The following is a 24,278-nucleotide window of genomic DNA, read 5'->3' on the forward strand; positions in this document are numbered from 1 at the left end:
CGTGTCCGGGGTGTCTGCCGAGCGGGACACTCCCCGACGCCGTCGGACGTGACCTACCTGTAAGGGTTCAACCCGTACCCCGGTAGTGACACTGTCGCATTCAATGCGTACGCTCCTGAATATGGATATGCACACTGTGGTGGTGGGGACGTCCGGGGTCACCGCGTCCGACGTTCTTGCCGTGGCGCGTGGCGGCGCCCGGATCGAGCTCTCCGGCGAGGCCCTCGCGGCGCTTGCCGCCGCGCGGGAGATCGTGGACGCGCTCGCGGCGAAGCCGGAGCCCGTGTACGGCGTGAGCACCGGCTTCGGGGCCCTTGCCTCCCGGCACATCAGCCCGGAACTCCGCGCCCAGTTGCAGCGCAACATCGTCCGCTCGCACGCCGCCGGCATGGGCCCGCAGGTAGAGCGGGAGGTCGTACGGGCCCTGATGTTCCTGAGGCTCAAGACCGTCTGCTCCGGTCACACGGGCGTACGGCCCGAGGTCGCCCGGACCATGGCCGACGTGCTCAACGCCGGCATCACCCCCGTCGTCCACGAGTACGGCTCCCTCGGCTGCTCCGGCGACCTCGCCCCGCTCTCCCACTGCGCCCTGACCCTCATGGGCGAGGGGGACGCGGAGGGCCCGGACGGCGTCGTACGCCCCGCGGGCGAACTCCTCGCCGAGGCCGGCATCGCCCCCGTCGAGCTGCGCGAGAAGGAGGGCCTCGCCCTCCTCAACGGCACCGACGGCATGCTCGGCATGCTGGTCATGGCCCTCGCCGACCTCGACATGCTCTACAAGTCCGCCGACGTCACAGCCGCGTTGAGCCTGGAGGCGCTGCTCGGCACCGACAAGGTGCTCGCGCCCGAGCTGCACGCCATCCGCCCGCACCCCGGCCAGGGCGCCAGTGCCGCCAACATGCTTGCCGTGCTGGCCGGTTCGGAACTCACCGGCCACCACCAGGACGACGCGCCCCGCGTCCAGGACGCCTACTCCGTGCGCTGCGCCCCGCAGGTCGCCGGTGCCGGCCGGGACACCATCGCGCACGCCCGCCTGGTCGCCGAACGTGAGTTGGCGTCGGCCGTCGACAACCCCGTTGTGCTGCCCGACGGCCGGGTCGAGTCCAACGGCAACTTCCATGGCGCGCCCGTGGCCTACGTCCTCGACTTCCTCGCCATCGCCGCCGCCGACCTCGGCTCGATCGCCGAACGCCGTACCGACCGGCTGCTCGACAAGAACCGTAGCCACGGCCTGCCGCCGTTCCTCGCGGACGACGCGGGTGTCGACTCGGGCCTGATGATCGCCCAGTACACCCAGGCGGCCCTGGTCAGCGAGATGAAGCGGCTCGCTGTACCGGCCTCCGCCGACTCGATCCCGTCCTCCGCGATGCAGGAGGACCACGTCTCCATGGGCTGGTCGGCCGCGCGCAAGCTGCGCACCGCCGTCGACAACCTCACCCGGATCATCGCCGTGGAGCTGTACGCGGCCACCCGTGCGGTGGAACTCCGCGAGGGCCTGAACCCGGCACCCGCCTCGCAGTCGGTCATCGATGCCGTACGGGCGGCGGGAGTTGAGGGCCCGGGCCCGGACCGCTTCCTGTCTCCCGACCTGGCGGCGGCGGACGCGTTCGTGCGCGGCGGCCATGTGGTCGAGGCCGTGGAGAAGGTCACCGGACCGCTCAGGTAGGGCAGTTGGGGGCCCTGGCGCGTCAACGGCAGGGCCCCACAGGTCACTTCAGCTTGGTTGCCTGGGCGTCGATCACGACGGACGGCACGTCGTAGGCCTTCGTCGACATCAGGGCGCCGAGGTTGACCGTGTAGTACGTGACGAGGGTGGTGCCGTGCCGCACCACCTCGGTGTGCACGGTGCCCGTCTGACCGTCGGAGTCCTCCATCTCGGCGCTCGCGCCGAACGCCACCGACTCGTCGCCGGTGCCGGAGGCCTTCTCGGCCGCGATCCCGGTGTACTTCTGGTCGTCGGCGCCGGAGGTGATGGTGAAGCCGCCGGCGCAGCTCCTGACCGCGTCGGAGACGGCCTTGAAGGTCTTCTCGGCGCCGTCGCCGTCGTACGAGGACAGCCCGACGACGGTGGTCGTACGGTCCAGCGCGGCACCGAACGCGTCGTCGAACTCCTTCTCGGTCATGTCCTCCACGGACTTGGAAGGGCTGGAGGAGGGCTTCTTCGCCTCGGTGACCATCCTGTTCGTGGCCGCGGCGGCGTCACCCGGCGCCTGCCCGGCCATGGCCCAGGCCAGTGGCCGGCACTGTGCCTTGTCGACGGTGACGGCGCTCTTGGTCGCGGGGTACGTCTTGCCGACCGACCCGACCTCGTAGCCGACGACATCGCCCTTCGCGAGGGCCAGCTTCTTCAACTCGGCGGCGGTGAACGCCTTGCCGGAACTCTTGCCGGTGTCCTTGGCGTTGCTCTTCGTATCGCTCTTGACGTCGTCCGAACCGCCGCTGGAGCACCCCGTGATGAGGGCGAACGAGAGCGCGCTCACGGCGACCGCCGCGCACAGGCGTACGCCCGATGATCTCTTCATGAGCGGACTATGAAGCCCACGTCATGAAATCGTCAAGTAAGTTAAAAACCGAGCCGTTCCCGCCGTACCGAATACGCCACGAAACCGGCGCCGAGGCCGAGGAACAGCGTGCCGCCGAAGATGTACGGAGTGGTGTTCGGGCTTCCGGTGTCGGCGAGTTGGGTGTCGTCCGAGGCGGTGGTGGCGCCCGTCGCCCCGTCGGTCGAGGTGACCCGTGCCTGCTGGGTGACCTGCGGGGCCGGCGTCGCCGAAGTCTCCGCTCTGGCCTGGTCGGTCACCGTCGCGTGCGCGGAGGGGACGAACCACAGGGCGCCCAGCAGGGTGCCCGCGGCGGTGGCGGTCAGCATCGTTCGGCGAGCGGTTGACACGGAATATCGATCCCCTTGTGGCGCTGGCGAATTGGCCGTGTGGAGCGATGCTAATGAACTCTGCGGGTCGTGGGAAAGTCGCGGGAGCTGTGGGCCGTACGCTCCCGGCATGAGCACCCCAGAGACATCACGTTTTGTACGCCTTCGTGTCGAACTCGTTCTGGAAGTGGAGAACGAGGACGCCGTGACCCGGGCCGCGCTGGCCAAGATCGCCGACGATCCGGAGCTGCCCGGCGACGAGCGGGCCCACGCCGAGAACGCTGTGACGGAAGACACCGCCGAGGCCCTCGCCTATCTCGTGGACCCGTTCGACCTGGTCAGCGAGATGCCCGGGGTCGAGCTGGCCCAGGCCTCCTGGAGCAGTGAGGAGATCGACTACGACCCGGATTCGCCGGATTGGGATCTCGACGAGGATGATGTCGACGGCGACGAGGAAGAAGCGGACGGGGCGGCAGTGGTCGGCTGAGCCGTGCCGGGGCCTCGGGGGACGTAGGGGTGTGGGTGTGCACGTGGTGTGCCCCACACCCTGGGGACGCGGGGAACGGGACGCACGGGTCGTAGCGTTGATTTCTTAGAGACGTTTTAGAGATGTTTCAGAGACGGATAAACGGGGTTGGACGGGGACTGTGTTCCCGGCGGGGGATTCGGCAGGGGTTTCGGCAACGATGGAGAAGCGTGTGATGACGGACAGTAAGCGGCGCAAGGGCCTGATGGCCGCGTCCGCACTGCTCGGCGGTGTGCTCGTGCTCACGGCGTGTTCCGGCAGCGACGACAAGTCGTCCGGCAGCGACGCGAGCCAGAGTTCGCAGTCCAAGGCCGACGAGGCGGCGGCGAAGAAGTCCTCCGAGGCTCAGATCAAGATCACACCGGCGGACGGTTCGGACAACGCCTCCATCAACAACTCGGCCGCGGTCACCGTCAGCAAGGGCACGCTCACCGCCGTGACGATGACGACCGCGGACGGCAAGGCCGTAGCGGGCACCATCTCCGCCGACAAGCTGAGCTGGAAGCCCAGCGCCCAGCTGGAGCGCTCCACCACCTACAAGGTCGCCGCGACCGCCAAGGACTCCGCGGGCCTGGCGGCCCACGAGAACGCCTCCTTCACCACGGTCTCCCCGGCCAACAGCTTCATAGGGAACTTCACCCCGGAGGACGGTTCCACGGTCGGCGTCGGCATGCCGGTCTCGATCAACTTCAACAAGGCGATCACCAACAAGGCCGCCGTCCAGAAGGGCATCACCGTCACCTCCAGCAGCGGCCAGGAGGTCGTCTGCCACTGGTTCAACACCCAGCGCATGGACTGCCGCCCCGAGGACTACTGGAAGGAGAACTCCACCGTCACGCTGAAGCTCGCGCTCGACGGCGTCGAGGGCGCCTCCGGTGTCTACGGCGTGCAGCAGAAGACGGTCACCTTCCACATCGGCCGCAACCAGGTCTCGTACGTCGACGCGAAGACCAAGCAGATGAAGGTCGAGCAGGACGGCAAGATCGTCAAGACCATCCCGATCTCGGCCGGCTCCCCCGAACACACCACGTACAACGGCCAGATGGTGATGTCCGAGAAGTTCGTCCAGACCCGGATGAACGGCGCGACGGTCGGCTTCACGGACGACGACGGCAAGGGCGAGTACGACATCAAGGACGTCCCCCACGCCATCCGCCTCACCAGCTCCGGCACCTTCATCCACGGCAACTACTGGGGCGCCTCGTCCGTCTTCGGCAGCACCAACACCAGCCACGGCTGCGTCGGCCTCCAGGACAAGAAGGGCGCCAACGACCCGAGCACGCCCGCCGCGTGGTTCTACAACCACTCGATCATCGGCGACGTGGTCGTCGTCTCCAACACCGGCGACAAGACGGTGTCTCCGGACAACGGCCTCAATGGCTGGAACATGGACTGGGCGCAGTGGAAGGCGGGGTCGGCGGTCTGACGCCACCCTCCAACTCCGGTTTGCTTGAAGGCGGTTGCCCCCCTTGGCTGGGGGTGGCCGCCTTTTGCGTTGTCCAGAGGAAAGGCAAGTTGGCGGTAATATCCGTCATGTGACGCACCTCCGGGTGCGCCTCCCTTGTTCCGGGCCCCGTCCCCTCGGGGCCCGGCCCGTAGCGAGGCGGTTCCGGGCAAGAAAAAAAGCCGCCTCCCTAGGAAAAGGGAGGCGCGCCTGTGGGACGTCATGCCAGGCCGAAACCGACTCTTGTGTGTCGGCTCACCCGGTTGCTACCGGAGAAGTGGGCCAAGCATGTGAGGAGGTGGTGGCTCTGGTGGATGTAAAGGTTCACCAGGTAGCGGGAGATCCCCAGACGTACTAGGGACCTCCCACCAAGCTCCTGGCTGAGCTGGAGCCCCTGTCACGGATTCCGGCCGTGGCGGGGGCTTCTTGTTCTACGACGACGATACCCGCTGAGATGCCCGTCGCAAGCGTGATCAGCGGCTGCCGTCGGTCTTGAGGGCGGTGATGAAGGGGGCCCAGGCGGCGGCGGTGAGGATGACGGCGGGGCCGTGGGGGACTGCCTTGGAGTCGCGTACGGGGACGAGGGCGGGGATGTTGGCGGCCACTTCGACGCAGTGACCGCCGTCGCCGTTGCTGTAGCTGGACTTGCGCCAGAGGGCGTCACTCAAGTCGATTGGGGTGTTTGCCATTTCGGTAGTCCTCGGATGCTTGCTCAATCAGCTTCAGGGATGCTTCAGGCGGTAGCGCGGCAGCCCTGAGCCGTCCGTACGCCTTTGCATACTGCCTTACGAGACCGGGGTCATCGATCAGTTGACCGCTGTACATTCCCTCGGTGTACATGACCGGCGGGGCATCGGCAAAGGTCATGAACCTTGCAGTGCCCATCATGAAGGGGTGCGCCCCCGAGTTCCGCAGAAGGATCTGCGGAAATGACCGGCGCTTACGCGCGACTTCCGCGATGTGGGCAAGCTGATCAGCCATATCGGCGGGCGCAATGATCGGGTTCCACAGAAGCGACTCGTGCAGCACGAGCCACGTCTCCGGTGCCTGCTGGTCCTCGAAGAGCCATGCGCGCTCTCGTCGAGCCGCGACTTTCGCTGCCACCTCCTCCTCGGAGTAAGTTGGGTGGGATGCCAGGACAACAGCCCTGATGTACGGCTCTAGTTGGAGCGGGCCGGGAATCAGGGATGGGTCCCACTCCTCGATCTCCTGGGCACGCTTCTCCATCTCCAGGACGTCGAAAAAGTACTCGGCGTGAGCCCCCTTGCGCGCCTTCCGCACATCCTCGCAATGCCGCTCGAAGAACCCGTCCGCCGACTTGAGCACACGATCCGCATGCCGAGCCAGATCGAGCGGCATCCTCCGCTCCCCGTGCTCGATGTCGCTGAGGAACGTCTTGCTGTAGAAGATCCCCTCAAGGAACGTCTCCAGCGACAGTCCCGCCGCCTCCCGCTTCCACCGCAACTCCTTGCCGTAGAAGGTGGGAACGCTCATCGAGCCGTCAATGTCCTTGCCCCGGGCCACCGATCACCCTCCTCCGCTACCGGGATCGCGAACGCGAACCCCCTTTTACGGTAGCCAGCAAGACGTCAGCCTGTGAGTGATTCGTCACGGAACGCACAGGAGGCACCCGTCCATGTCCACCCCCTACGACACCACCCTCTGCGTGGAGGAACTCCGCGAGGCCCTCGCCCTGCACGGCATCACGCTGCCCTCCCTGGGCGTGGACATCCTGACCGCCGGCCTTGTCGCGCTCGGGAACTGCAACACGGCCACGGTCCGCGAACTCGCCGCGGCTCTTCGCAAGGCGGCGGAACAGTGACCCTCGAACTCCGCCTGCTGGCCACCCCGAAGGCAGTGCCGGAACTACGGCATCACCTCCGTGCCCACTCCTACGACGTTCGCCTCTGCGCGACGGAACTGGTGACGAACGTGATCGACCACGTCGGCGAGGGAACTCCGGTGACCGTCCGGGTCCTCGGCACGGACACCGGCCACATGAGAGTCGAGGTCACCGACCCGGACCCCCGCGCACTCCCTGTCCTGCTCCGCGCCACGGCAACGGATGAACACGGCCGAGGCATGGCACTTCTCGATGCCCTGGCGACAAGATGGGGCGTGACCCCGGCCGCGGACCATAAGACGGTGTGGTGTGAACTGAACGGCCTTACGGGCAAAGGGTATTGATCTATCAATGCTGCCTCAGGGACTTCCGCAACCTCAATGTGCCTGAAATTCAGCCTCCCGGTGCCGGGATTTGCTGAAGGTGCTGGATGATCAGCCTGAAGTCTGCGAGTGCCTTAAGGCAGAAATCCTGATCCTGCACGTTGGTTTGGTTCACGGCTTCCATGAAAGCTGGATCTTCGAAGCCGTGGGACTCGTCCAGAATCCTGCTGGGAATCAGGATCCAATTCTTTTGTGTCGTGCCGAGTGTCCAATCGACTTGGGTTGGAAGCTCTCTGACGGAGTCCTCCAGGAGCTGAGAGGTACCCGCCCTGGGCGACGCATAGCGCCACTTCATGTACGGCACCTGGAGGTAGCCGTACACAGGATGGGACTCTGAGGGAAGTCCGAACCATGCAAGTTCGCCGAACCTACTGAGCACCTGTACTGCTTGCATACTTCGAGCTGGCATGTCGGATTCCATTCGAGAGCGCAGCCCGCCCTCCTGGACGGTCGGGCGGTGCTCGCTACTTCCGGTATCAGTCTGCGCCGGCACTGGAAAGCGCGCTGCGAAGGAAGCTTTCCAACGAAGGGGAGATCCAGGTACGGCTGTCCGTCTCATGATCCCAGACGAAGACATTGTCCCGCTCGGGGGCCCGCACGAGCGCGAACTGTTCCCCTCCTCCGTTGTCCCCAAAAAAACATGAGCGGATCAAACGGCATGTACAAGGATCGGAAGTGGCCGTTGCTTCGGAACTCCCTGTTCGCGGTGAGGATTCTCTCTGAACTCCACACCAGTTCGGTCCCGTACTCTACTTCGATCCCGTTGGATTCCATGAGCAGCCGCCGAAGCGGCACAGAAATCGACTGACCAAGCTGACTTTCGGCGTCCGCGCGCCGAACCGTGGTGGTTCCCGACTCGCGTCGACCACGACACCATGTAGCTGGTCCCCGACTTGGGGCTGGCTGGTGTTCTGGTTCCACCGCTAAGGATGCTGCATACGCGGTGCAGCGAGGAGGCCTCGTAGGCGCCTCACTTCTTCGACCAGTTGAGGAACCGCAGTTCGTGACATGGCAATGAATGCCGCGTTCTCGTCCCAGCGCCCGTCAGTGCTGTCCACGTATCGCGGATGCTGCACCAGCGTCGCCGCAATCAAGTCGCCTTCGTCGAACTCAGGCCACCTCTCGTCCAGTCCGCTCTCCTCGGCCGTACTGACCGCGACCAGGTTCATGGCATGGTCATCGTCGAGACTTCTGACGAACCACGGGCCGGGCGTGGCGGCCAAGCACATCTCCTCGATATTATCGAGATCGAGTTCCGGACTTCTTGAGCAGGGTTTTCGCGTCATCCCGAGAAACCGATCCTTGTTGGCGATTTACGTTTCGATCGGACGGTAAGCGAGAGCTCGGTCTACCACTTCTTCGCTCGATAGAAACAGCGCGCAGATAAGATCCCGAACACGCACCCAGTCGAGATACGGCATAGATGTTCCGTACGGCTAGGTGGCGTCCCAATTAAGTGAATTCACCGCTGCGATGTCACCGCGAGAAAGTTTAATGAGCGCATCAATTACTTCTTGCCAGGATGCCGCGGTGAACTCACGAGGCGGAATTTCAGAGTCGTTGACGTTCTCCCAGAGCAGTGCTTTGTCCGGGTAGACGCTCAGAGACCAACCGGATTCGTGGATCAGGGAGACATCGCCGTGCTCAACATCCGCACCGTGCAACTCTGCCAGAATCTCACGCATCCTTGATTCGCTCGGTTCATCAATTGATTCCCCCATGGTGTTGTTCATGAAGTATGACACGATTTCACCTACTACGATTTGGTGGTGCCCCGTTTGGAACCGCCCACTCAGCATACCCTCCGGAATTCCCGGGATGTAGAACATCCCACCATGGGGAGCCCGGGGTGTGCTGGTATGTCGGGACCAAGCGCATCACGCCTTGGCGTCCGCCGGCGTTGGCGGCCGGCTCATGCTGCCATGTATGGCCTGCGGGGTTCCGCCGACCACCTTCCTCGCTCACCTGCTTTGCAATATCGGGCGAGAACTGATCCAAATACCTACCAAGTTCAGGGTCGGCCTTGATGGCTTCATCCAGTGCGGCATTGGCTCGATTGAAGTGCACGCTGCGGCTTCGCCCAAAGTCTGTCGGATCCAACCGCATTTCAAACAATGATGTGTACCCGCGAGGATTTATTTGCTGACCTGTTAGGGGGCAAACTCCGGGTGCGAGACCGAGCGGGTCGGTCCAGGTGAGCGGATTCGGTATGTATGTGACTGGATTGGGTGCGGGCTCAATTCCGAGGGGGTCGGATGTCAGGTAGCGGGCGGCTTCGGGATCGTAATAGCGGAAGAAGTTGTAGTGCAGCCCCGTCTCAGGGTCGTAGTACTGACCGGGGAAGCGGAGGGGCGTATAGGTAGTGCTGTTGGCTGACCAGGCTGTGGTGCCCCACAGAGTGCTTCGTGTGTGCCAGGCGATGTCGCCTTGCTCGTCGACGAGTTCTGTCGGCGTGCCGACCAGGTCGGTGACGATGGCGAAGAAGCGGGAGTCGATTTCGGCCTGGGGGGTGTTGGCCGTGGTGATGCGTTCTGTTTGGGCTATGGGTCGTAGGTCCTGGTGGTCCCAGGTGAGAATCACCGGGTTGGGCAAGTCCGGTGAAGTGGTGACCTGTTCGCACAGGGTGGTGCCGTCCCAGGTGAACGCCACCCGCTCGATGACCGTTTCGCTGTCCGCCGCCAGACGGAGTTTCGCTGTGCGGCGACCGAGAGGGTCGTACGTGTAGCGCCAGCGTGTGCCGTCCGGAGTCGTTACCGCCGTCAGGCGGTCTTCCGCATCCCACTCGTAGCGCCACGTGTCCGGCTTCTGGGACAGACGAGTCTTCTGGCGCAGGGTGATGCGGCCGAGGGCGTCGTGTTCGTAGCGGAGGCTGCCGGCGCGGGTGATGCGGGTGCCGACGTAGGAGCGGGCGCCCGTTGCCTCCTGGCCGGGGTGTCCCGGCGGCCAGTGCGCCTGGGTCTGGTTGCCCGCCTCGTCGTAGGCGTACGTCTCGGTCCAGTTCGCCGCGTGTACCGCCGTTACGCGGCCTGTCGCGTCCAGGTCGAAGCGGCGGGTGCCGGAGAGCTGGTCGTGGATCGTGGTCAGGTTGCCGTCGGCCCGGTAGGTGTAGGCGCGGTGCTGGAGCGAGGTGCCGGTCGGGCCCGTCACGGACTGGGTGGTCAGGCGGCCGAGGGTGTCGAACGTGTGCTCCAGGGTGACTGTTTCGCCCACTTGGCGGGCCAGTTCACGGCCCACCTCGTCGTATGTGAAGTCGACGGAGCGGCCCGATACCGTCATGCCGACGCGGCGCCCGAAGTCGTCGTACGTCCATCCGGTGGTCGCGCCGGAGGGGGTTCTACGGGTCACGCGGCGCCCGAACTCGTCGTACGTGTAGGTCAGTTCGCGGCCGTTCACGGTCTCGGAGCGGACTTGGCCGTGGCGGTCCCGCAGCAGCGTCAGTGTGGTGTCCGGGCCGGTCGCCTGGGCCAATTGGTCCGTCAAGTCGTAGGCATACGTGGTGACTTGGCCGGCCGCGTTCTTGCGCGTCACCTGGCCCAGCGCGTTGCGCTCGAACTCGACCGTCTGGCCGAGGGCGTTCGTGCGGGTGGTCAGGCGGCCTGCCGTGTCGTGGGCGTAGGTGAGGGTGCGGTCGTCGAAGTCCGTCTCCGCGATCAGGCGGCCTGCCGGGTCGTAGGTGTACGTCCAGGTCAAGCCTTGTGGATTGGTGACCCGGGTGAGGTTCAGTTCCGTGTCGTGCGTGAACTCGTGGCGCACTCCGTCCGGGCCTGTGCGGGCCGTGAGCAGGTCGAAGTGGGTGTACTCGTAGCGGGAGATGCTGCCGAGCGGGTCGGTGTGGGTGGTGCAGTTGCCCTCGCCGTCGTACGTCCAGGACTCCGTCGTGCCGTCCGGTGCCGTGCGGCGGGACAGGTGGCCCTCGGTCGTCCACTCCAGGCGGGTGACCGCACCGGTCGGATCCGTGAGTGTGACGGGTCGGCCGAAGTCGTCTCGTTCGTAGCGGGTGATGGCGCCGAGTGGGTTCGTGATCTCCAGGGGGAGGCCGGCGCGGTCGCAGTGGATCGTTGTGGTCTGGCCAAGCGGGTTGGCCACTGAAGTGACGTGGCCCGCCTCGTTGTAGGTGAAGCGGGTGGTGTGGCCCCGGGAGTCCGTTACCGAGGTGCGGTTGCCACGGGCATCGTACGTCTGGCGCACGGTCGTGCCGTCCGGGTTCACCAGCCTTACCGGCAGGCCGAGTTCGTCGTACTCGGCTCTCGCCTCGCGTCCGTCGGGGCGGGTCGCCGCGAGCAGGTTGCCCTGCGTGTCGTAGCGGAACGTCGTGGTGTGCCCGAGCGGGTCGGTCTCCGAAAGGAGGCGGTTGTAGCGGTCGCGGTGGTGGCGGGTGGTCGCGCCCAGCGGATCGGTCTCCGCCACGACCTGACAGGCGTCGTTGACGAGGAAGCGGCGGGTGTGGCCTGCGGCGGTGGCCGTGGTGGTGACGCGGTGTCCCGTCTCCGGGTCCCTGTCGTCGTACGTCACGCGCAGGCTCATGTGGCCCGCCGAGCCACCCTCGGCGATGCAGCGGTCCTGGTCGTCGTACTCGTAGGTGTAGCCGCGGTCGTTCGTGTCCGTCCAGGAGGTGACGCGGCCCTCGTCGTCGTAGGCGAAGCGCAGCGGCAGGCCGGAGGAATTGACGACCTCCGTCAGGTGGCCGTCCGTGTAGCCGTACCGCTTCAACTCCTGGCCGGTGGCGGCCAGATGGAGGGCCGTTATTCGGTCGGCCTCCGTCGTGACACGGACCTCGTAGCCGCCGCTGGAGACGACGGCGAGGGGCGTGCCCCCCGTGTCGTACTCGAAGGTGATCCAATTGCCGTTGCGGTCGTCGATCTGTTCCAGGACCGCCAGACCCTCGGTGCGGTCGGTGAAGTGCCAGACTCGGACGGACTGTGGGTCGGTGACCGTGTAGCCGCCGTCCTCGCGGTCCAGCGGCCAGCGTGGGCCGTGGCTCGGGAGGGTGGGAAGGCCGGGGGCGGGGTGCGGGTAGGCCAGGAGCAGGCCGTCCTCGGTGACGAAGACGACGCCCTCGGGGTCGATCTCCAGGCGTTGGTCGAGGGTGGAGGACCAGGACGGGCCGAACCAGCGGCCGAGGCGGTAGCCGGACTCCACCCGCCTCTTCAGGATCAGGGGCAGCGCGCCGGGAAGGGTGACGTCCGTCTGCGGCAGGTACATCTTGCCGGTGGCGAGGTCGATCGGGTCGCTTCCCTTGTTGACCACCGACCCTTCCTCGCGGGAAACGGCCTCCGGCCCGTCCGCGACCTTGCCCCGGGCGGAGCTCTCGGCCGTCTCCTGCGCCGCGCGGCGGACCCCCGACTCCGCCGCCCCCTCCAGCCCCTCCTTCGCGGCCAGCCGAGCCAACCCCGCCTCCAACCCCGCCCCGTCCCCCGCCAGGTTCGGCAGCAGCCGCCCCAACCCCTCCGACGGGTCCTTCTTGAAGTCGTCCAGCATCACCTTCGCGGCCCGCTCGGGATGCGCGGCCGTCGAGACCAGGCCCGCCAGGGTCATGTTGACGTTCTGGACGTACGCGGCGGGGTGGGTGATGTTGTACGGGTCCATGGGGTTGAGGCCGCGGGCGAAGTTGAGGATGCCCGCTGTGCCCTTCAGGACGCCGCCGCCGAAGTGGAGGACCTCCGTGTTGACGGCCTGGTAGCCGTCGACCGCGTCCGCCTTGAGCCGGGTGAGGGGAGGGGGTTCGGCGGGGGCGTGGGCCAGGGCCTTGCGGACCGCGCTCGCTGCCGTGTGGCCGGCCTCGTCTCGTTGGCGGCGGGCCTCGGAGAGGATCTCGTGGGCGCGTTGGACGTCGGCCGCGCCCGGATCTGTCGACGGCACGGCGTCCTTCTTCTTCGCCACCTCCGCCTTGTACGCGTCCGACGCCTTCTTCCCCGGGCCGTACAGCGATATCGCGTCCTGCGCCTGCCCCTGCGCCCACTCCACCGTGTCCGCGTACGACGACAGCGCCCTGCCCGCCGTGTCGCAGGCGTCCGCCGCGTGCAGCCAACGGACCGGGTGCATCGCGAACTTCTCGCGGAAGGTGTTGGCCGCCTCGCCCTGCCAGGACGAGGAGTTGAGCCTGCGCATGCCGTCGCCGACCGCGTCGAACGCCGTGTAGAAGTCAGTGAGGTGCTTGGCGGCCGCCCTGATCGCCTTCGGGTCGCCGTGGATCAGGTCCTTCGGCTGGTCGCTGTCGCCGAGTTGCTGTTCGGCCGGGGTCGCGCCCAGGTCGGAGGCGATGCGGTCGCCGTATCCCTCGACCTTGTTCGCGAGGTCGTGCGCCCCGACCTTGTCCAGCGCGTCACCGGCGATGTCCGTGCCCTTGTCGACGCCCTCGCCGACCAGTTTCTTGCCCGCGTCGACCACATCGCCGGCCTTGCTCAGACCGGAGTTGACCAGATCGCCGAAGTCCATCAGCCCGCGTCCCCGCCCTGCTGCTCCGCTGCCTTCGCTCGTTCCTCCGGCGAGGGGCCCACCACCCCGTCGATCATCTTGTTGTACTCGTCCCCGCTCACCCCGGCCGCGCTCGCCAGGTTGGCCGGGTTGAGGCCCGGTCCCAGCGGGCTGAGCGTGTGCGAGGTCAGGACGTCCCGTGCCGCGTCCTTGTAACCCTGCGCGCTCGCGTCCAGCGCCTTGTCCATCGACTCCTGGCTGTAGTCGACGCCACCCGTGTACTCGTTGTGGCGGAGCAGATCGCCCCAGCCTTCCTTGGTGACCTCGTCCTCCGTCGCGTAGGGGTTGCCGATGCCCGCGTTGACCACGATCTTCATCGCGCCGCCGACGTACTGGTCCGTCTCGTAGAGGGTGCCGGCCGAAAGGCCCACGCCCGCCGCGAAGTTGTTGCCCTCGTTCACCAGCGCGCGCACGCCCCACTCCCAGCGTTCGCAGAACGACGTGAACTGCGAGAGCAGTTCGCCGTGGCCCAACTCAAGGCCGGACAGGCTGAGTTCGGAGAAGCCCCGGCCCGCGCCCGCCAGGCTGTCGACACCCAGTTCCTTCAACTCGGCCAGGGTCAGGGTGATCCCCTGCGCGATCTCGGCGAGCCCCGTCGCCTCGATGTCCTCGCTCATTCCGGTCCCCTCTCCCGCGCGTCCACCGCCACCGCCTCCGGCACGATCCCCACCACCGGCGGAAACAGCACCCCTTCGCCCTCCGTGCCCACATCCAGCGCCACCCCGCACGGCACGCCCACAGCGGGCACCGCGGCGTCCAACAGCCGCGCCCCGAGCATCCGTTGATAGGGCCACTCCCGGCCGCCTTCACCCCTCGCGATCGCGAACCGGGCCAATGCCGCATCGTTCGAAAACGCGTAGATCCACCGGATACCGCCGAAATCGGCGAGCAGGGGCGCGTCGTCCTCGTCCGTGGGCACCAGCACCGCCGTTCGGCGGAACTCGCCCAGCAGTACCGGGAATTCACTGCTCAGTGGCCTGGGTGCGGGAGTCGGGTCCGGTGCGGCCGGCTCCGCGTAGTCCGACAGCCGGGACCGTCGTATGTTCCCGGTCCCCGAACCGTCTCCCGTGCCGTCTCCCGAACCGTCTCCCGTGCCGTTTCCCCCGCCGTCAGACATGGGTGAAATCATCACACCAGCACATCGCGTACGGCAACGAGGACACTCGCGACAGCCGCCGGGGGCAATGCAAAAAACCACCAAAGGGGATATAAACCCCCTGCGTTGACAGCCCCACGCGGGCCCGCTCCTGGGTCACGGACAGGCTTCTCATCGTTCTCTTATGTCGGCCTTATGGCATCATCACGCGCTGTACCTAGCTTGCGGCCCATGTTCTTCACCTACCTGAGGCGCGAGTTGCGCCGCCGCAGAAAAGCGGCCCTCGTCGTCGCCTCCGGCCTCGCACTGGGCATTGCGCTGGTCATCGTGGTCAACTCCGTGTCCTCCGGCATGGGGAAGGCACAGGACAAGGTCCTCCAGTCGCTGTACGGACTCGGCACGGACATGACCGTCACCAAGGCGGCCACGCCCACCTCGAGCAGCTCGCAGCAGCCGCGGTTCCAGTTCGACGCCAACAACAACGACGACAGCAAGACGCAGAGCAGTGACCGCGTCATGGTCCAGGGCTTCACCACGCTGGCCTCCACCACCGTCACCAAGGTGGCGGGGCAGAAGGGCGTCTCGGACGCCGTCGGCGGGCTGAGCCTCAACGTCGTCAAGGTCGACGGGCAGTTCACCCGCGGCCAGTTCCAGCAGAACCAGGGCAGCGGCAACGCGGAGGGCGGAAACCGCGGCGGCGGCACCGGGGCGCCGCAGGGGCAGGTCACCGGCGGTGGCGCCAACTTCAACATCAACTCGTACTCGGTCTACGGCACGGACGTCACCAAGCCCGCGCTCGGCCCGCTGACCTCCTCGAAGATCACCAGCGGCCGTACCTTCACCACGTCCGAGACGAACGCCAAGGTCGTCGTCGCCGACTCGGCGTACGCCAAGGAGAAGAAGCTCAAGGTCGGTTCGACCGTCACGATCAAGAGCGTCAAGTACAAGGTCATCGGGATCGCGACCGCGACCAGCGGGGACGCGGCGGCCAACCTGTACGTCCCGTTGACGCAGGCGCAGACCCTGAGCGGTGACAAGAACAAGGTCACCACCATCTACGTCAAGGCGACCGACTCCAAGCAGATCTCGGCCGTCAAGAAGACCATCACGAGCAATGTCTCGGGTACGACGGTCACCACCTCCGCCGACCTGGCCGACACCGTCTCCGGGTCGCTGTCCACCGCCTCCAGCCTCGCCACCAGCGTCGGCAAGTGGCTGTCGATCGCGGTGCTCATCGCCGCGTTCCTGGTCGCCGGTCTGCTCACCTCCTCGGCGGTCTCGCGCCGGGTGCGGGAGTTCGGCACGCTGAAGGCGCTCGGCTGGAAGTCGGGCCGGGTGACCCGGCAGGTGGTCGGCGAGGCCATCGTCAACGGTCTGGTCGGCGGCGTCCTCGGCATCGCGCTCGGCCTGGCGGGCGCGTACATCGTGACCGCGATCAGCCCGACCCTGTCGGCCTCCCTCGGTAACTCGGCCGGTGGCGGCGCCCGGGCGGGCGGCGGACCCGGCGGCGGCGGTGGCTTCGGCCCCGGCCGGCAGGCCGCGGCCAAGACGCTCGACGTCGCGCTCACCGCGCCCGTCAACGCCACCACCATCGCCCTCGCGGTCGGTCTCGCCATCACCGGCGGCCTGATCGCCGGAGCCTTCGGCGGCTGGCGCGCCTCCCGACTGCGCCCTGCGGACGCCCTGCGCCGCGTCGAGTAGTCCGCACCCGTACGGCAGGCAGTCACCGCCCGGTACTGGGGCCCGTCGCACCGGCGGCGGGCCCCAACCCCCGTTACTTCTCCAGGAGTTGGACCATGTACGAACTCAGAGGCGTCACCAAGCGCTACGCGCGGGGCAAGGAAGTCGTCCACGCCCTCGACGGCATCGACCTGACCATCGGCGACGGCGACCGCCTGGTCATCCAGGGGCCCACCGGCGGCGGCAAGTCGACGCTGCTCCAGATGATCGGGGCGCTCGACCGGCCCAGCTCCGGTGAAATCGTGCTGGACGGCGTCGACTTGGCGAAGCTGTCCGAAGCAAGGCTGACCAAGGTGCGCAGCGAGAACATCGGGTTCGTGTTCCAGTCCTTCAACCTGATCCCGACGCTCAACGCGCAGGAGAACGTCGAGACCGCTCTCGTACCGCTCGGGGTGAAGACCAAGGAGCGGCGCGAGCGGGCCGCCGAGGCGCTGGTCTCGGTCGGGCTCGGGGAGCGGCTCGGGCATCTGCCCGGCGAGATGTCCGGTGGTCAGCAGCAGCGTGTCGCCATCGCCCGCGCGCTGGTCAAGCAGCCCAAGGTGCTGCTCGCCGACGAGCCGACCGGAAACCTCGACGAGTCGATGCGCGACGAGATCATGGACGTACTGGAGCGCATGTGGAAGGAGCACGGGCTGACCTTCATCATGGTCACCCACGACTCCGCCATCGCGAAGAAGGCACCGCGCCTCGCCACCATCCGCAAGGGGAAGATCACGGTGAAGGAGAACGCCGCGTCCAAGTAACTGGGTTGCTGGGCAAGGGAGTTCGGTGGTGCCGGTGGCTCTTTACCGGAGTTCCCGCGCGCCGCACCCGGCGACTGGGTAACGGAGTCCGCGCGGGCGGGTAACAGTCCGCGGATGTGCTTTCTTACCCCCCTCTCATCTCTTGAGTGGCTGATCACCCCTCGGCATACTGCGTGTTCCGGGGGGTGTGCGCACAGGTGTGCGGGCTTTCCCCTGGTCGGGTGAACGGGGAATTCGCCCGGTACCTCAGCTCCAGGGGGAGCCTTGCGCAGACAAGTGAAAAGAGCGTGCGCGGCCACCGTCGCGGTGGCCGCCACCGTCGCCCTCGCCGCGGGCATGACCAGCCCGGCGTCGGCGAAGCCCGAGCAGCGCGCGTCCGGTGCGGCCGGTGCCGCGCGGGCGCGGCTGGCGGGTGACCACCACATCACCCTGATCACCGGCGACCGGGTCGCCGTCGACGCCAAGGGTCGGGTCGTGGGCCTGCAACCCGCAAAGGGCCGTCAACACATACCTGTTCAGGTGCGTCGGCTCGACGGGCACACCCTCGTCATACCCGCCGACGCGGCCCGGCTGGTCGCCTCCGGCAAGCTCGACCAGCGGCTCTTCGACGTCACCGAACTCAACAAGTCCGCGGAGCGGGCCTCCCAGAAGTCCGGCCTCAAGGTCATCGTCGGCTACCAGGGCGCCGCCACCGCCACCAAGGCCGACGTCCGGGACGCGGGCAGGCTCCGCCGGTCTTTGAAGACCCTGAACGCCGACGCCGTCCAGACCCCGCAGAAGGACACGCCCGAGCTGTGGGACGCCGTCACCAACGGCGACCGTACGGCCTCCGGTATCGCGCACGTCTGGCTCGACGGCGTCCGCAGGGCCAGCCTCGACAAGTCCGTGCCGCAGATCGGCGCCCCGAAGGCATGGGCGGCCGGCTACACCGGCAAGGGCGTCAAGATCGCCGTACTGGACACGGGAGTCGACGCCGACCACCCCGACCTGAAGACACAGGTCGTGGAGTCCAAGAACTTCTCCACCGCCGCCGACGCCAACGACCACTTCGGGCACGGCACGCATGTCGCCTCCATCGCGGCCGGCACCGGCGCGAAGTCGGGCGGCAAGTACAAGGGAGTCGCTCCCGGCGCGAAGATCCTCAACGGCAAGGTCCTCGACGACAGCGGTTCCGGTGACGACTCCGGCATCCTCGCGGGCATGGAGTGGGCGGCCCAACAGGGCGCCGACATCGTCAACCTGAGCCTCGGCGGCCAGGACACCCCGGAGATCGACCCGTTGGAGGCGGAGGTCAACAAGCTCTCCACCGAGAAGGGGATCCTGTTCGCGATCGCCGCCGGTAACGAGGGCCCGCAGTCGATCGGTTCGCCCGGCAGCGCCGACGCGGCGATCACCGTCGGCGCGGTCGACGGCGCCGACAAGCTCGCCGACTTCTCCTCCACCGGCCCGCGTGTCGGCGACGGCGCCATCAAGCCGGACGTCACCGCGCCGGGTGTGGACATCACGGCGGCCGCCGCGCCGGGCAGCGTCATCGACCAGGAGGTCGGCGAGAACCCGCCCGGCTACCTGACCATTTCGGGTACGTCGATGGCGACCCCGCATGTCGCCGGTGCCGCCGCGATCCTCAAGCAGGAGCACCCCGACTGGGGGTACGCCGAGCTGAAGGGCGCCCTCACCGGATCCGCGAAGGGCGGCAACTACACGCCGTTCCAACAGGGTTCGGGCCGGATCGCTGTCGACAAGGCCATCAAGCAGAGCGTGATCGCCGACCCGGTCTCGGAGAGCTTCGGCATCCAGCAGTGGCCGCACACCGACGACACCCCGGTCACCAAGCAGCTCACCTACCGCAACCTCGGCACCACGGCCGTCACCCTCAAGCTCACCGCGGCCGCCACCAACCCCAAGGGCCAGGCGGCTCCTTCGGGCTTCTTCAAGCTCGCCAAGTCCTCGGTGACCGTCCCGGCCGGCGGCACAGCCTCGGTCGGCCTGACCGTCAACACCAAGCTCGGTGGCACGCTCGACGGCGCCTACTCCGCGTACGTGACGGCGACGGGCGGCGGACAGAGCGTCCGTACGGCCGCGGCCGTGGTGCGCGAGGTGCAGTCGTACGACCTCACGCTGAAGTTCGTCAATCGTGACGGCACCCCGGCGACGTACTACTCCGCCTCGGTGGTGGGCATGTCGGGCCTCGGCGCCGGCGGCTCCTTCAGCCCCTACGACGCCTCGGGCACGGTCAAGGTCCGTGTCCCCAAGGGCGGTTACATCCTCGACGCCGGGATCTTCGTGAACCCGGACGACCCCACCAAGGGCGCCGACTGGATCGCCCGGCCCAAGCTGGACATCAGCAAGAACACCACGGTCACGATCGACGCCCGCACCGCCAAGCCGGTCGACATCACGGTCCCGGACACCGGCGTCAAGTCGGTCTTCGCGGCACCGGCCTACACGGTCGAGACACCCGACGGGGGCGGCGCCTCCTTCGGCTGGCTCCTGGACACGTACGACAACTTCCGTACCGCGCACCTCGGTCCGCAGATCACGGACGGTTCGCTGTCCGAGCAGTGGGACGCGCACTTCACCAAGGGTGCCGACGAGCAGTACGACACCACGACCACCGCCAAGGTCAAGCAGCTCGCCACCGGCTACACCAAGCACTACAAGGCGAGTGAACTCGCCACGGTGAAGACCCACTTGGGCGCCGCGTCGAGCGGCAAGACCGGATCGGTCAGCGCCTTCGGCTATCTGCCCGAAGGGTCAGGCGGCAGCGCCATCGGCATCCAGCAGAAACTGCCCGGCACCCGCACCCTGCACGTCTCCACCGTCAACGGGGTGCAGTGGGAGCTGGACTTCGAGCAGGACGGGGGGCTCGACGCGGACGGCTTCCCGATCGCGGAGGCCTACTACTCGCTGAGCGGCCTGCAGAACTTCAAGGGCGGCCAGACCTACTCCCGGACCTTCAACACCGCGGTCTTCGGGCCGCATCTCGACGCCGACTACGGGGTGTTCCGCAGCGGCAACGAGATCACCGGGATGCTGCCGCTGTTCGCCGACGCCCAGAAGAACCCCGGCTCGTCGCTGTTCACCTCGGTGAACACGACCCTGTACCGCAACGGCACCAAGGTCGGCTCCAACAAGGACCCGCTGTTCGGCGAGCAGTCCTTCAAGGTCCCGGCCGCCAACGCCTCGTACAAGCTGACCACTTCGGTCATCCGCAGCGTCAAGGTCGCCGCCGCCTCCACCCGGATCGACGCGAGCTGGACGTTCTCCTCGAAGAAGCCGAGCGGTTCCACCATCGCCAAACTCCCGGTCTCCACGGCCCGCTTCAACGCGGTCACGGGCCTGGACAGCCGCGTCGCGGCCGGCAAGAAGATGACCTTCCCGGTCACCGTCGAGGGCGCGGCAGCCGGCCGCAACCTCCAGTCCCTGGGCGTGTGGGTGTCGTACGACTACGGCCAGACCTGGAAGAAGATCCCCGTGGTCAACGGCAAGATCACCGTCACCAACCCGGCCAAGGGCCAGGCGATCTCCTTCCACGCGAAGATCGCCGACAAGAAGGGCAACAAGTCGACCATCTCGATCTACAACGCGTACTACGCCAAGTGAACCGCTAGTACCTGAGTAGGCCGACAGCGAACGGCCCGCCGGAAGTGCAGCTTCCGGCGGGCCGTTCGTGTTTCCGTGCCTCCATGACAACCCAGACCGTGGAGTACATCCGGTACCGCATCCCCGAGCAGCGGTCGGCGGAGTTCCTGGCCGCCTACACCCGTGCCGCGCGTCACCTGGCCGCGGCCCCGCAGTGCGTGGCGTACGAACTGACCCGCTGCGAGGAGGACCCCGAGCACTTCGTGCTCCGCATCACGTGGACGTCGACCGAGGCACATCTGGAGGGTTTCCGCAGGTCGGAGCAGTTCCCGCCGTTCCTCGCCGAGATCGGCCCGTACGTGGAGGACATCGAGGAGATGCGCCACTACCGGCCGACCGACGTGCGCGGTGACGGGTCCGCGGTCCCCACCCTGTACGACTGGGCGGGCGGCGGCGACGCCTTCTCGCGGCTGACCGAGGTCTTCTACGACAAGGTGCTCAAGGACGACCTCCTCGCCCCCCTCTTCGCCGACCTGGCGCCCGCGCACGCAGCGCACGTCGCCCTCTGGCTGGCGGAGGTCTTCGGCGGTCCGGCGGCCTATTCCGAGACCCAGGGCGGCCACGGCCACATGGTCGCCAAGCACGTCGGCAAGCACATCACCGAGCCCCAGCGCCGCCGTTGGGTCAATCTCGTCCAGGACGCGGCGGACGCCGCGGGCCTGCCGACGGACGCCGAGTTCCGGTCGGCGTTCGTCGCGTACGTGGAGTGGGGGACACGGCTGGCCGTGTACTTCTCCGGTCCGGACGCGCAGCCGCCTGCGGAGCAGCCGGTACCTCGGTGGAGCTGGGGATCGATGCCGCCGTATCAGGGGTGACGTCGCCGTACCGGGGGTGCCATAGGGTCACCGCATGACCGCCGCCGTGACCGCCATGATCACCGCCGTCGTCGGCGTGCTCGGCACGCTCTTCGCGCCCGTCCTCAGCCAGCGCCTCACCGCCCGGCAGCGCACGGAGGAGACCCAACTCGCCGAGCGCAGGCGGGTGTTCGAGGAGCGGCGGGACGCCTACACGGCCATGAACCGTTCCTCGCGGCAGTTCCACACGCTCCTCAAGGACGCCCTGCACCGCGTCCGCGACGGCGTCTACACCGAACTGGAACGCGACCAGGTGGAAGAGGCGCGCCGCGACTACCGCGACCGCTACGCCGAGGCGCAGATGGTCGTACCCGAACGTGTCCTGGACGCCTCCCGCGCGGTCAACGAGATCCTCGCGGACGTGGACGCCGCCGTGAAACGGCTCGACCGGGGTCTGCCCCGGGACGGCGAGAACGCCGAACAACTCCTGCTTGACCTCAAAGAAGCCGAGCCCCGGCTGGCCGCGATGCGGCGGCTGATGCGGGCGGACCTCGGGGTCACGGAGTGAGCCCGGGACGGTCGGCCGACGCCCCCGCGCGGGTCGCGTCCGCGCCCCAACTCGCCAGCAGGCGCAGGGCGTCGGCGGACGGGGAGCCGGGTTCCGCGTGGTAGGTGATCAGGGACTGCTCGGAGTCGTCGGCCAGGCGGAAGCCCTCGAAGTGCAGGGTCAGGTCGCCCACCAGCGGGTGGCGCAGACGCTTGACGCCGTGGTTCTTCTCCTTGACGTCGTGTATGGCCCACAGGCGCCTGAACTCCTCGCTCTTCAGGGAGAGTTCGCCGACCAGGGCGGCCAGCCGCGGGTCGTCCGGGTGGCAGCCCGCGTCCATGCGGAGGTAGCTGACGATGTCGCTGGCCTTCTGGTCCCAGTCCACGAACAGGTCCCGGTACTCGGGCCGCAGGAACACCAGCCGCGACCAGTTCCGCTCCTCCGGCTGCAGCTCCGACCAGTCGCCGAAGACCGCCGCCGCCATCCGGTTCCAGACGAGGATGTCGCAGCGACGGCCCGTGACATACGCCGGGACCGAGTCGATCGTGTCGATGAGCTGCCGTAGCGCGACCCGCACGTGCTGGGTGGGCGCCGACTGTTTCTTCTTGTGCTGCTTCGGCTTCGCCAGGTGGGTCAGATGCGCGGACTCGGCGTCCGTCAGCCGCAGCGCGCGGGCGATCGCGTCGAGGACCTCCGCCGACACGTTCCGACCGTTGCCCTGCTCCAGGCGGGTGTAGTACGCCACCGACACCCCGGCGAGCTGCGCCAGCTCCTCGCGCCGCAGCCCGGGCACCCTGCGGTGCCGCCCGAAGTCCGGCAGACCGACGTCCTGCGGCTTCAGCCGGGCCCGCCGGGTGCGCAGGAACTCGCTCAGCTCGGCACGCCGGTCCAGGGGCCGGCCGGGGTTCGGGGGCTCCGTGGCGGATGCGGGCTGTTCGTCCATACGGCCCAGTATTCCCGGTCGCACGCACACGAGCCTGTCCTCGCTGGTGGTAGGCACAGCGAACGTACGCAGAAGCGTGGTCTGGGTGGCCGTAGGACATTCGGGCAGGCTCGTGACCGTGCCCGGCCGGAAGGCAGCCGGGCGCACATCCCCCTAGGAGAGTGTTCCGGCATGACCACAGTCGCTGCGTACGCCGCCCCCGCCGCCAAGGCTCCCCTGGAGCGCACCACCATCGAGCGCCGGGCCGTCCGCGAGTTCGACGTCCTGATCGACGTGAAGTTCGCCGGTATCTGCCACTCGGACATCCACCAGGCCCGCGAGGGCTGGGGCGAGGCCATCTTCCCGATGGTGCCGGGCCACGAGATCGCCGGCATCGTCTCCGAGGTCGGCCCCGGAGTTACCAAGTTCCAGGTCGGCGACCGGGTGGGCGTCGGCTGCCTGGTCGACTCCTGCCGCGAGTGCGACAACTGCAAGGCCGGCCTGGAGCAGTACTGCACCGGCGGCGGCGTCCCCACGTACAACGGCGTCGGCAAGGACGGCGAGCCCACCTACGGCGGCTACTCCGAGAAGATCGTCGTCGACGAGAACTACGTCGTCGGCATCCCCGAGGGCATCTCCCTCGACGTGGCCGCGCCCCTGCTCTGCGCGGGCATCACCACCTACTCGCCGCTGAAGCACTGGAACGCCGGCCCCGGCAAGAAGGTCGCGATCATCGGCATGGGCGGCCTCGGCCACATGGGCGTCAAGATCGCGCACGCGCTCGGCGCGGAGGTCACCGTCCTCTCGCAGTCCCTGCGCAAGCAGGAGGACGGCCTGAAGCTGGGCGCCGACCACTACTACGCGACCAGCGACCCGAAGACCTTCGAGGAGCTGAAGGGCTCCCTCGACCTGATCATCTCCACGGTGTCGGCCCCGCTCGACCTCGGCGCGTACCTCTCGCTGCTGAAGACGGACGGCGCGCTGGTCAACGTGGGCGCCCCCGAGGAGCCCGTCTCCCTCAACCTGTTCTCCGTGATCGGCGGCCGCAAGACCCTGGCCGGTTCCGGCATCGGCGGCATCCGGGAGACCCAGGAGATGCTGGACTTCTGCGCCGAGCACGGCTTCGGCGCCGAGATCGAGCTGATCTCCGCCGACCAGATCAACGAGGCTTACGAGCGGGTGCTGTCGAGCGACGTCCGCTACCGGTTCGTGATCGACACCGCCACCATCTGAGCGCTGTCGGGAGGTGGTGCCG

At 67.5% G+C, this 24,278-nt stretch carries 23 protein-coding genes; 11 read left to right on the top strand and 12 right to left on the bottom strand.

Going from position 1 to position 24,278, the window contains the following annotated elements:
* Positions 1 to 127: 127 nt before the first annotated feature.
* Positions 128 to 1,666 carry a histidine ammonia-lyase gene (gene hutH, locus AB0M63_RS02965; RefSeq protein ID WP_366018521.1) on the top strand — a complete coding sequence of 513 codons (1,539 nt, stop codon included), beginning with the start codon at positions 128 to 130 and terminating at the stop codon, positions 1,664 to 1,666.
* Positions 1,667 to 1,709: 43 nt separating this feature from the next.
* On the opposite strand, the gene AB0M63_RS02970 is transcribed toward hutH, so the two are convergent.
* Entirely contained in the window at positions 1,710 to 2,522 is an 813-nt protein-coding gene (locus AB0M63_RS02970) for a hypothetical protein (RefSeq protein WP_355903278.1), read from the bottom strand.
* Positions 2,523 to 2,563: 41 nt separating this feature from the next.
* Positions 2,564 to 2,869, bottom strand: coding sequence for a hypothetical protein (locus AB0M63_RS02975; RefSeq protein ID WP_355903691.1), 306 nt, complete (start codon positions 2,867 to 2,869; stop codon positions 2,564 to 2,566).
* Between the two features lie 130 nt (positions 2,870 to 2,999).
* On the opposite strand from AB0M63_RS02975, the gene AB0M63_RS02980 reads away from it, so the two are divergent.
* Together AB0M63_RS02980 and AB0M63_RS02985 are read left to right on the top strand one after the other, a co-directional pair.
* A complete protein-coding gene (locus AB0M63_RS02980; RefSeq protein WP_366018151.1) occupies positions 3,000 to 3,356 on the top strand; it encodes a hypothetical protein in 357 nt (118 codons plus the stop codon).
* A gap of 214 nt (positions 3,357 to 3,570) precedes the next feature.
* Positions 3,571 to 4,821 (top strand): Ig-like domain-containing protein, encoded by a 1,251-nt coding sequence (locus AB0M63_RS02985; RefSeq protein ID WP_366018152.1) that lies wholly within the window; start codon positions 3,571 to 3,573, stop codon positions 4,819 to 4,821.
* 491 nt (positions 4,822 to 5,312) lie between these two features.
* Here AB0M63_RS02985 and AB0M63_RS02990 read toward each other — a convergent pair whose 3' ends face one another.
* A complete protein-coding gene (locus AB0M63_RS02990) occupies positions 5,313 to 5,528 on the bottom strand; it encodes a DUF397 domain-containing protein (RefSeq protein ID WP_366018153.1) in 216 nt (71 codons plus the stop codon).
* Positions 5,500 to 6,363: a helix-turn-helix transcriptional regulator gene (locus AB0M63_RS02995; protein ID WP_366018154.1), complete on the bottom strand. Its 864-nt coding sequence runs from the start codon at positions 6,361 to 6,363 to the stop codon at positions 5,500 to 5,502. The genes AB0M63_RS02990 and AB0M63_RS02995 overlap by 29 nt, the downstream gene beginning before the upstream one ends.
* A gap of 112 nt (positions 6,364 to 6,475) precedes the next feature.
* On the opposite strand from AB0M63_RS02995, the gene AB0M63_RS03000 reads away from it, so the two are divergent.
* Together AB0M63_RS03000 and AB0M63_RS03005 are read left to right on the top strand one after the other, a co-directional pair.
* On the top strand, positions 6,476 to 6,661 hold the full coding sequence (locus AB0M63_RS03000; protein WP_366018155.1) for a hypothetical protein: 186 nt from the start codon (positions 6,476 to 6,478) through the stop codon (positions 6,659 to 6,661).
* The gene (locus AB0M63_RS03005; protein ID WP_366018156.1) at positions 6,658 to 7,026 is read left to right on the top strand and encodes an ATP-binding protein; all 369 of its coding nucleotides are present in this window, start codon (positions 6,658 to 6,660) and stop codon (positions 7,024 to 7,026) included. Before AB0M63_RS03000 ends, AB0M63_RS03005 begins: the two co-directional genes overlap by 4 nt.
* Before the next feature lie 49 nt (positions 7,027 to 7,075).
* Here the strand turns inward: AB0M63_RS03005 and AB0M63_RS03010 are convergent, their stop codons facing one another.
* From AB0M63_RS03010 to AB0M63_RS03040, 7 genes are all read right to left on the bottom strand, one after another.
* The gene (locus AB0M63_RS03010) at positions 7,076 to 7,360 is read right to left on the bottom strand and encodes a hypothetical protein (RefSeq protein ID WP_366018157.1); all 285 of its coding nucleotides are present in this window, start codon (positions 7,358 to 7,360) and stop codon (positions 7,076 to 7,078) included.
* A 181-nt stretch (positions 7,361 to 7,541) separates the two neighbouring features.
* Positions 7,542 to 7,664 (bottom strand): hypothetical protein, encoded by a 123-nt coding sequence (locus tag AB0M63_RS03015; protein WP_366018159.1) that lies wholly within the window; start codon positions 7,662 to 7,664, stop codon positions 7,542 to 7,544.
* A gap of 324 nt (positions 7,665 to 7,988) precedes the next feature.
* Positions 7,989 to 8,294 carry a hypothetical protein gene (locus AB0M63_RS03020; RefSeq protein ID WP_366018522.1) on the bottom strand — a complete coding sequence of 102 codons (306 nt, stop codon included), beginning with the start codon at positions 8,292 to 8,294 and terminating at the stop codon, positions 7,989 to 7,991.
* 207 nt (positions 8,295 to 8,501) lie between these two features.
* Positions 8,502 to 8,798, bottom strand: coding sequence for a hypothetical protein (locus AB0M63_RS03025; protein WP_366018160.1), 297 nt, complete (start codon positions 8,796 to 8,798; stop codon positions 8,502 to 8,504).
* A gap of 16 nt (positions 8,799 to 8,814) precedes the next feature.
* Positions 8,815 to 13,500 (bottom strand): putative T7SS-secreted protein, encoded by a 4,686-nt coding sequence (locus AB0M63_RS03030; RefSeq protein ID WP_366018161.1) that lies wholly within the window; start codon positions 13,498 to 13,500, stop codon positions 8,815 to 8,817.
* A complete protein-coding gene (locus AB0M63_RS03035; RefSeq protein ID WP_355903311.1) occupies positions 13,500 to 14,156 on the bottom strand; it encodes a hypothetical protein in 657 nt (218 codons plus the stop codon). Before AB0M63_RS03035 ends, AB0M63_RS03030 begins: the two co-directional genes overlap by 1 nt.
* A complete protein-coding gene (locus tag AB0M63_RS03040) occupies positions 14,153 to 14,581 on the bottom strand; it encodes a hypothetical protein (protein WP_366018523.1) in 429 nt (142 codons plus the stop codon). Before AB0M63_RS03040 ends, AB0M63_RS03035 begins: the two co-directional genes overlap by 4 nt.
* A gap of 285 nt (positions 14,582 to 14,866) precedes the next feature.
* Between AB0M63_RS03040 and AB0M63_RS03045 the strand changes: the two genes are divergently transcribed.
* The 5 genes from AB0M63_RS03045 to AB0M63_RS03065 all read left to right on the top strand — a co-directional run bounded on the left by AB0M63_RS03045 (position 14,867) and on the right by AB0M63_RS03065 (position 22,122).
* Complete coding sequence (locus tag AB0M63_RS03045; protein ID WP_366018162.1) at positions 14,867 to 16,336, top strand: ABC transporter permease; 1,470 nt, start codon at positions 14,867 to 14,869, stop codon at positions 16,334 to 16,336.
* Between the two features lie 95 nt (positions 16,337 to 16,431).
* Positions 16,432 to 17,118, top strand: a complete 687-nt coding sequence (locus AB0M63_RS03050) for an ABC transporter ATP-binding protein (protein WP_366018163.1) — start codon at positions 16,432 to 16,434, stop codon at positions 17,116 to 17,118.
* Between the two features lie 276 nt (positions 17,119 to 17,394).
* Positions 17,395 to 20,721: a S8 family serine peptidase gene (locus tag AB0M63_RS03055; protein WP_366018524.1), complete on the top strand. Its 3,327-nt coding sequence runs from the start codon at positions 17,395 to 17,397 to the stop codon at positions 20,719 to 20,721.
* An 83-nt stretch (positions 20,722 to 20,804) separates the two neighbouring features.
* Positions 20,805 to 21,575 carry an antibiotic biosynthesis monooxygenase gene (locus AB0M63_RS03060; protein ID WP_366018165.1) on the top strand — a complete coding sequence of 257 codons (771 nt, stop codon included), beginning with the start codon at positions 20,805 to 20,807 and terminating at the stop codon, positions 21,573 to 21,575.
* 34 nt (positions 21,576 to 21,609) lie between these two features.
* Complete coding sequence (locus AB0M63_RS03065) at positions 21,610 to 22,122, top strand: hypothetical protein (protein ID WP_366018166.1); 513 nt, start codon at positions 21,610 to 21,612, stop codon at positions 22,120 to 22,122.
* Here the strand turns inward: AB0M63_RS03065 and AB0M63_RS03070 are convergent.
* Positions 22,112 to 23,044 (bottom strand): helix-turn-helix transcriptional regulator, encoded by a 933-nt coding sequence (locus AB0M63_RS03070; protein WP_355903326.1) that lies wholly within the window; start codon positions 23,042 to 23,044, stop codon positions 22,112 to 22,114. The two genes, AB0M63_RS03065 and AB0M63_RS03070, sit on opposite strands and share 11 nt — an antisense overlap.
* Before the next feature lie 171 nt (positions 23,045 to 23,215).
* Between AB0M63_RS03070 and AB0M63_RS03075 the strand changes: the two genes are divergently transcribed.
* Complete coding sequence (locus AB0M63_RS03075; RefSeq protein WP_366018167.1) at positions 23,216 to 24,256, top strand: NAD(P)-dependent alcohol dehydrogenase; 1,041 nt, start codon at positions 23,216 to 23,218, stop codon at positions 24,254 to 24,256.
* The last annotated feature ends 22 nt before the right edge of the window (positions 24,257 to 24,278 follow it).

Source organism: Streptomyces sp. NPDC051576 (assembly GCF_040681835.1).
Taxonomy (GTDB): domain Bacteria; phylum Actinomycetota; class Actinomycetes; order Streptomycetales; family Streptomycetaceae; genus Streptomyces.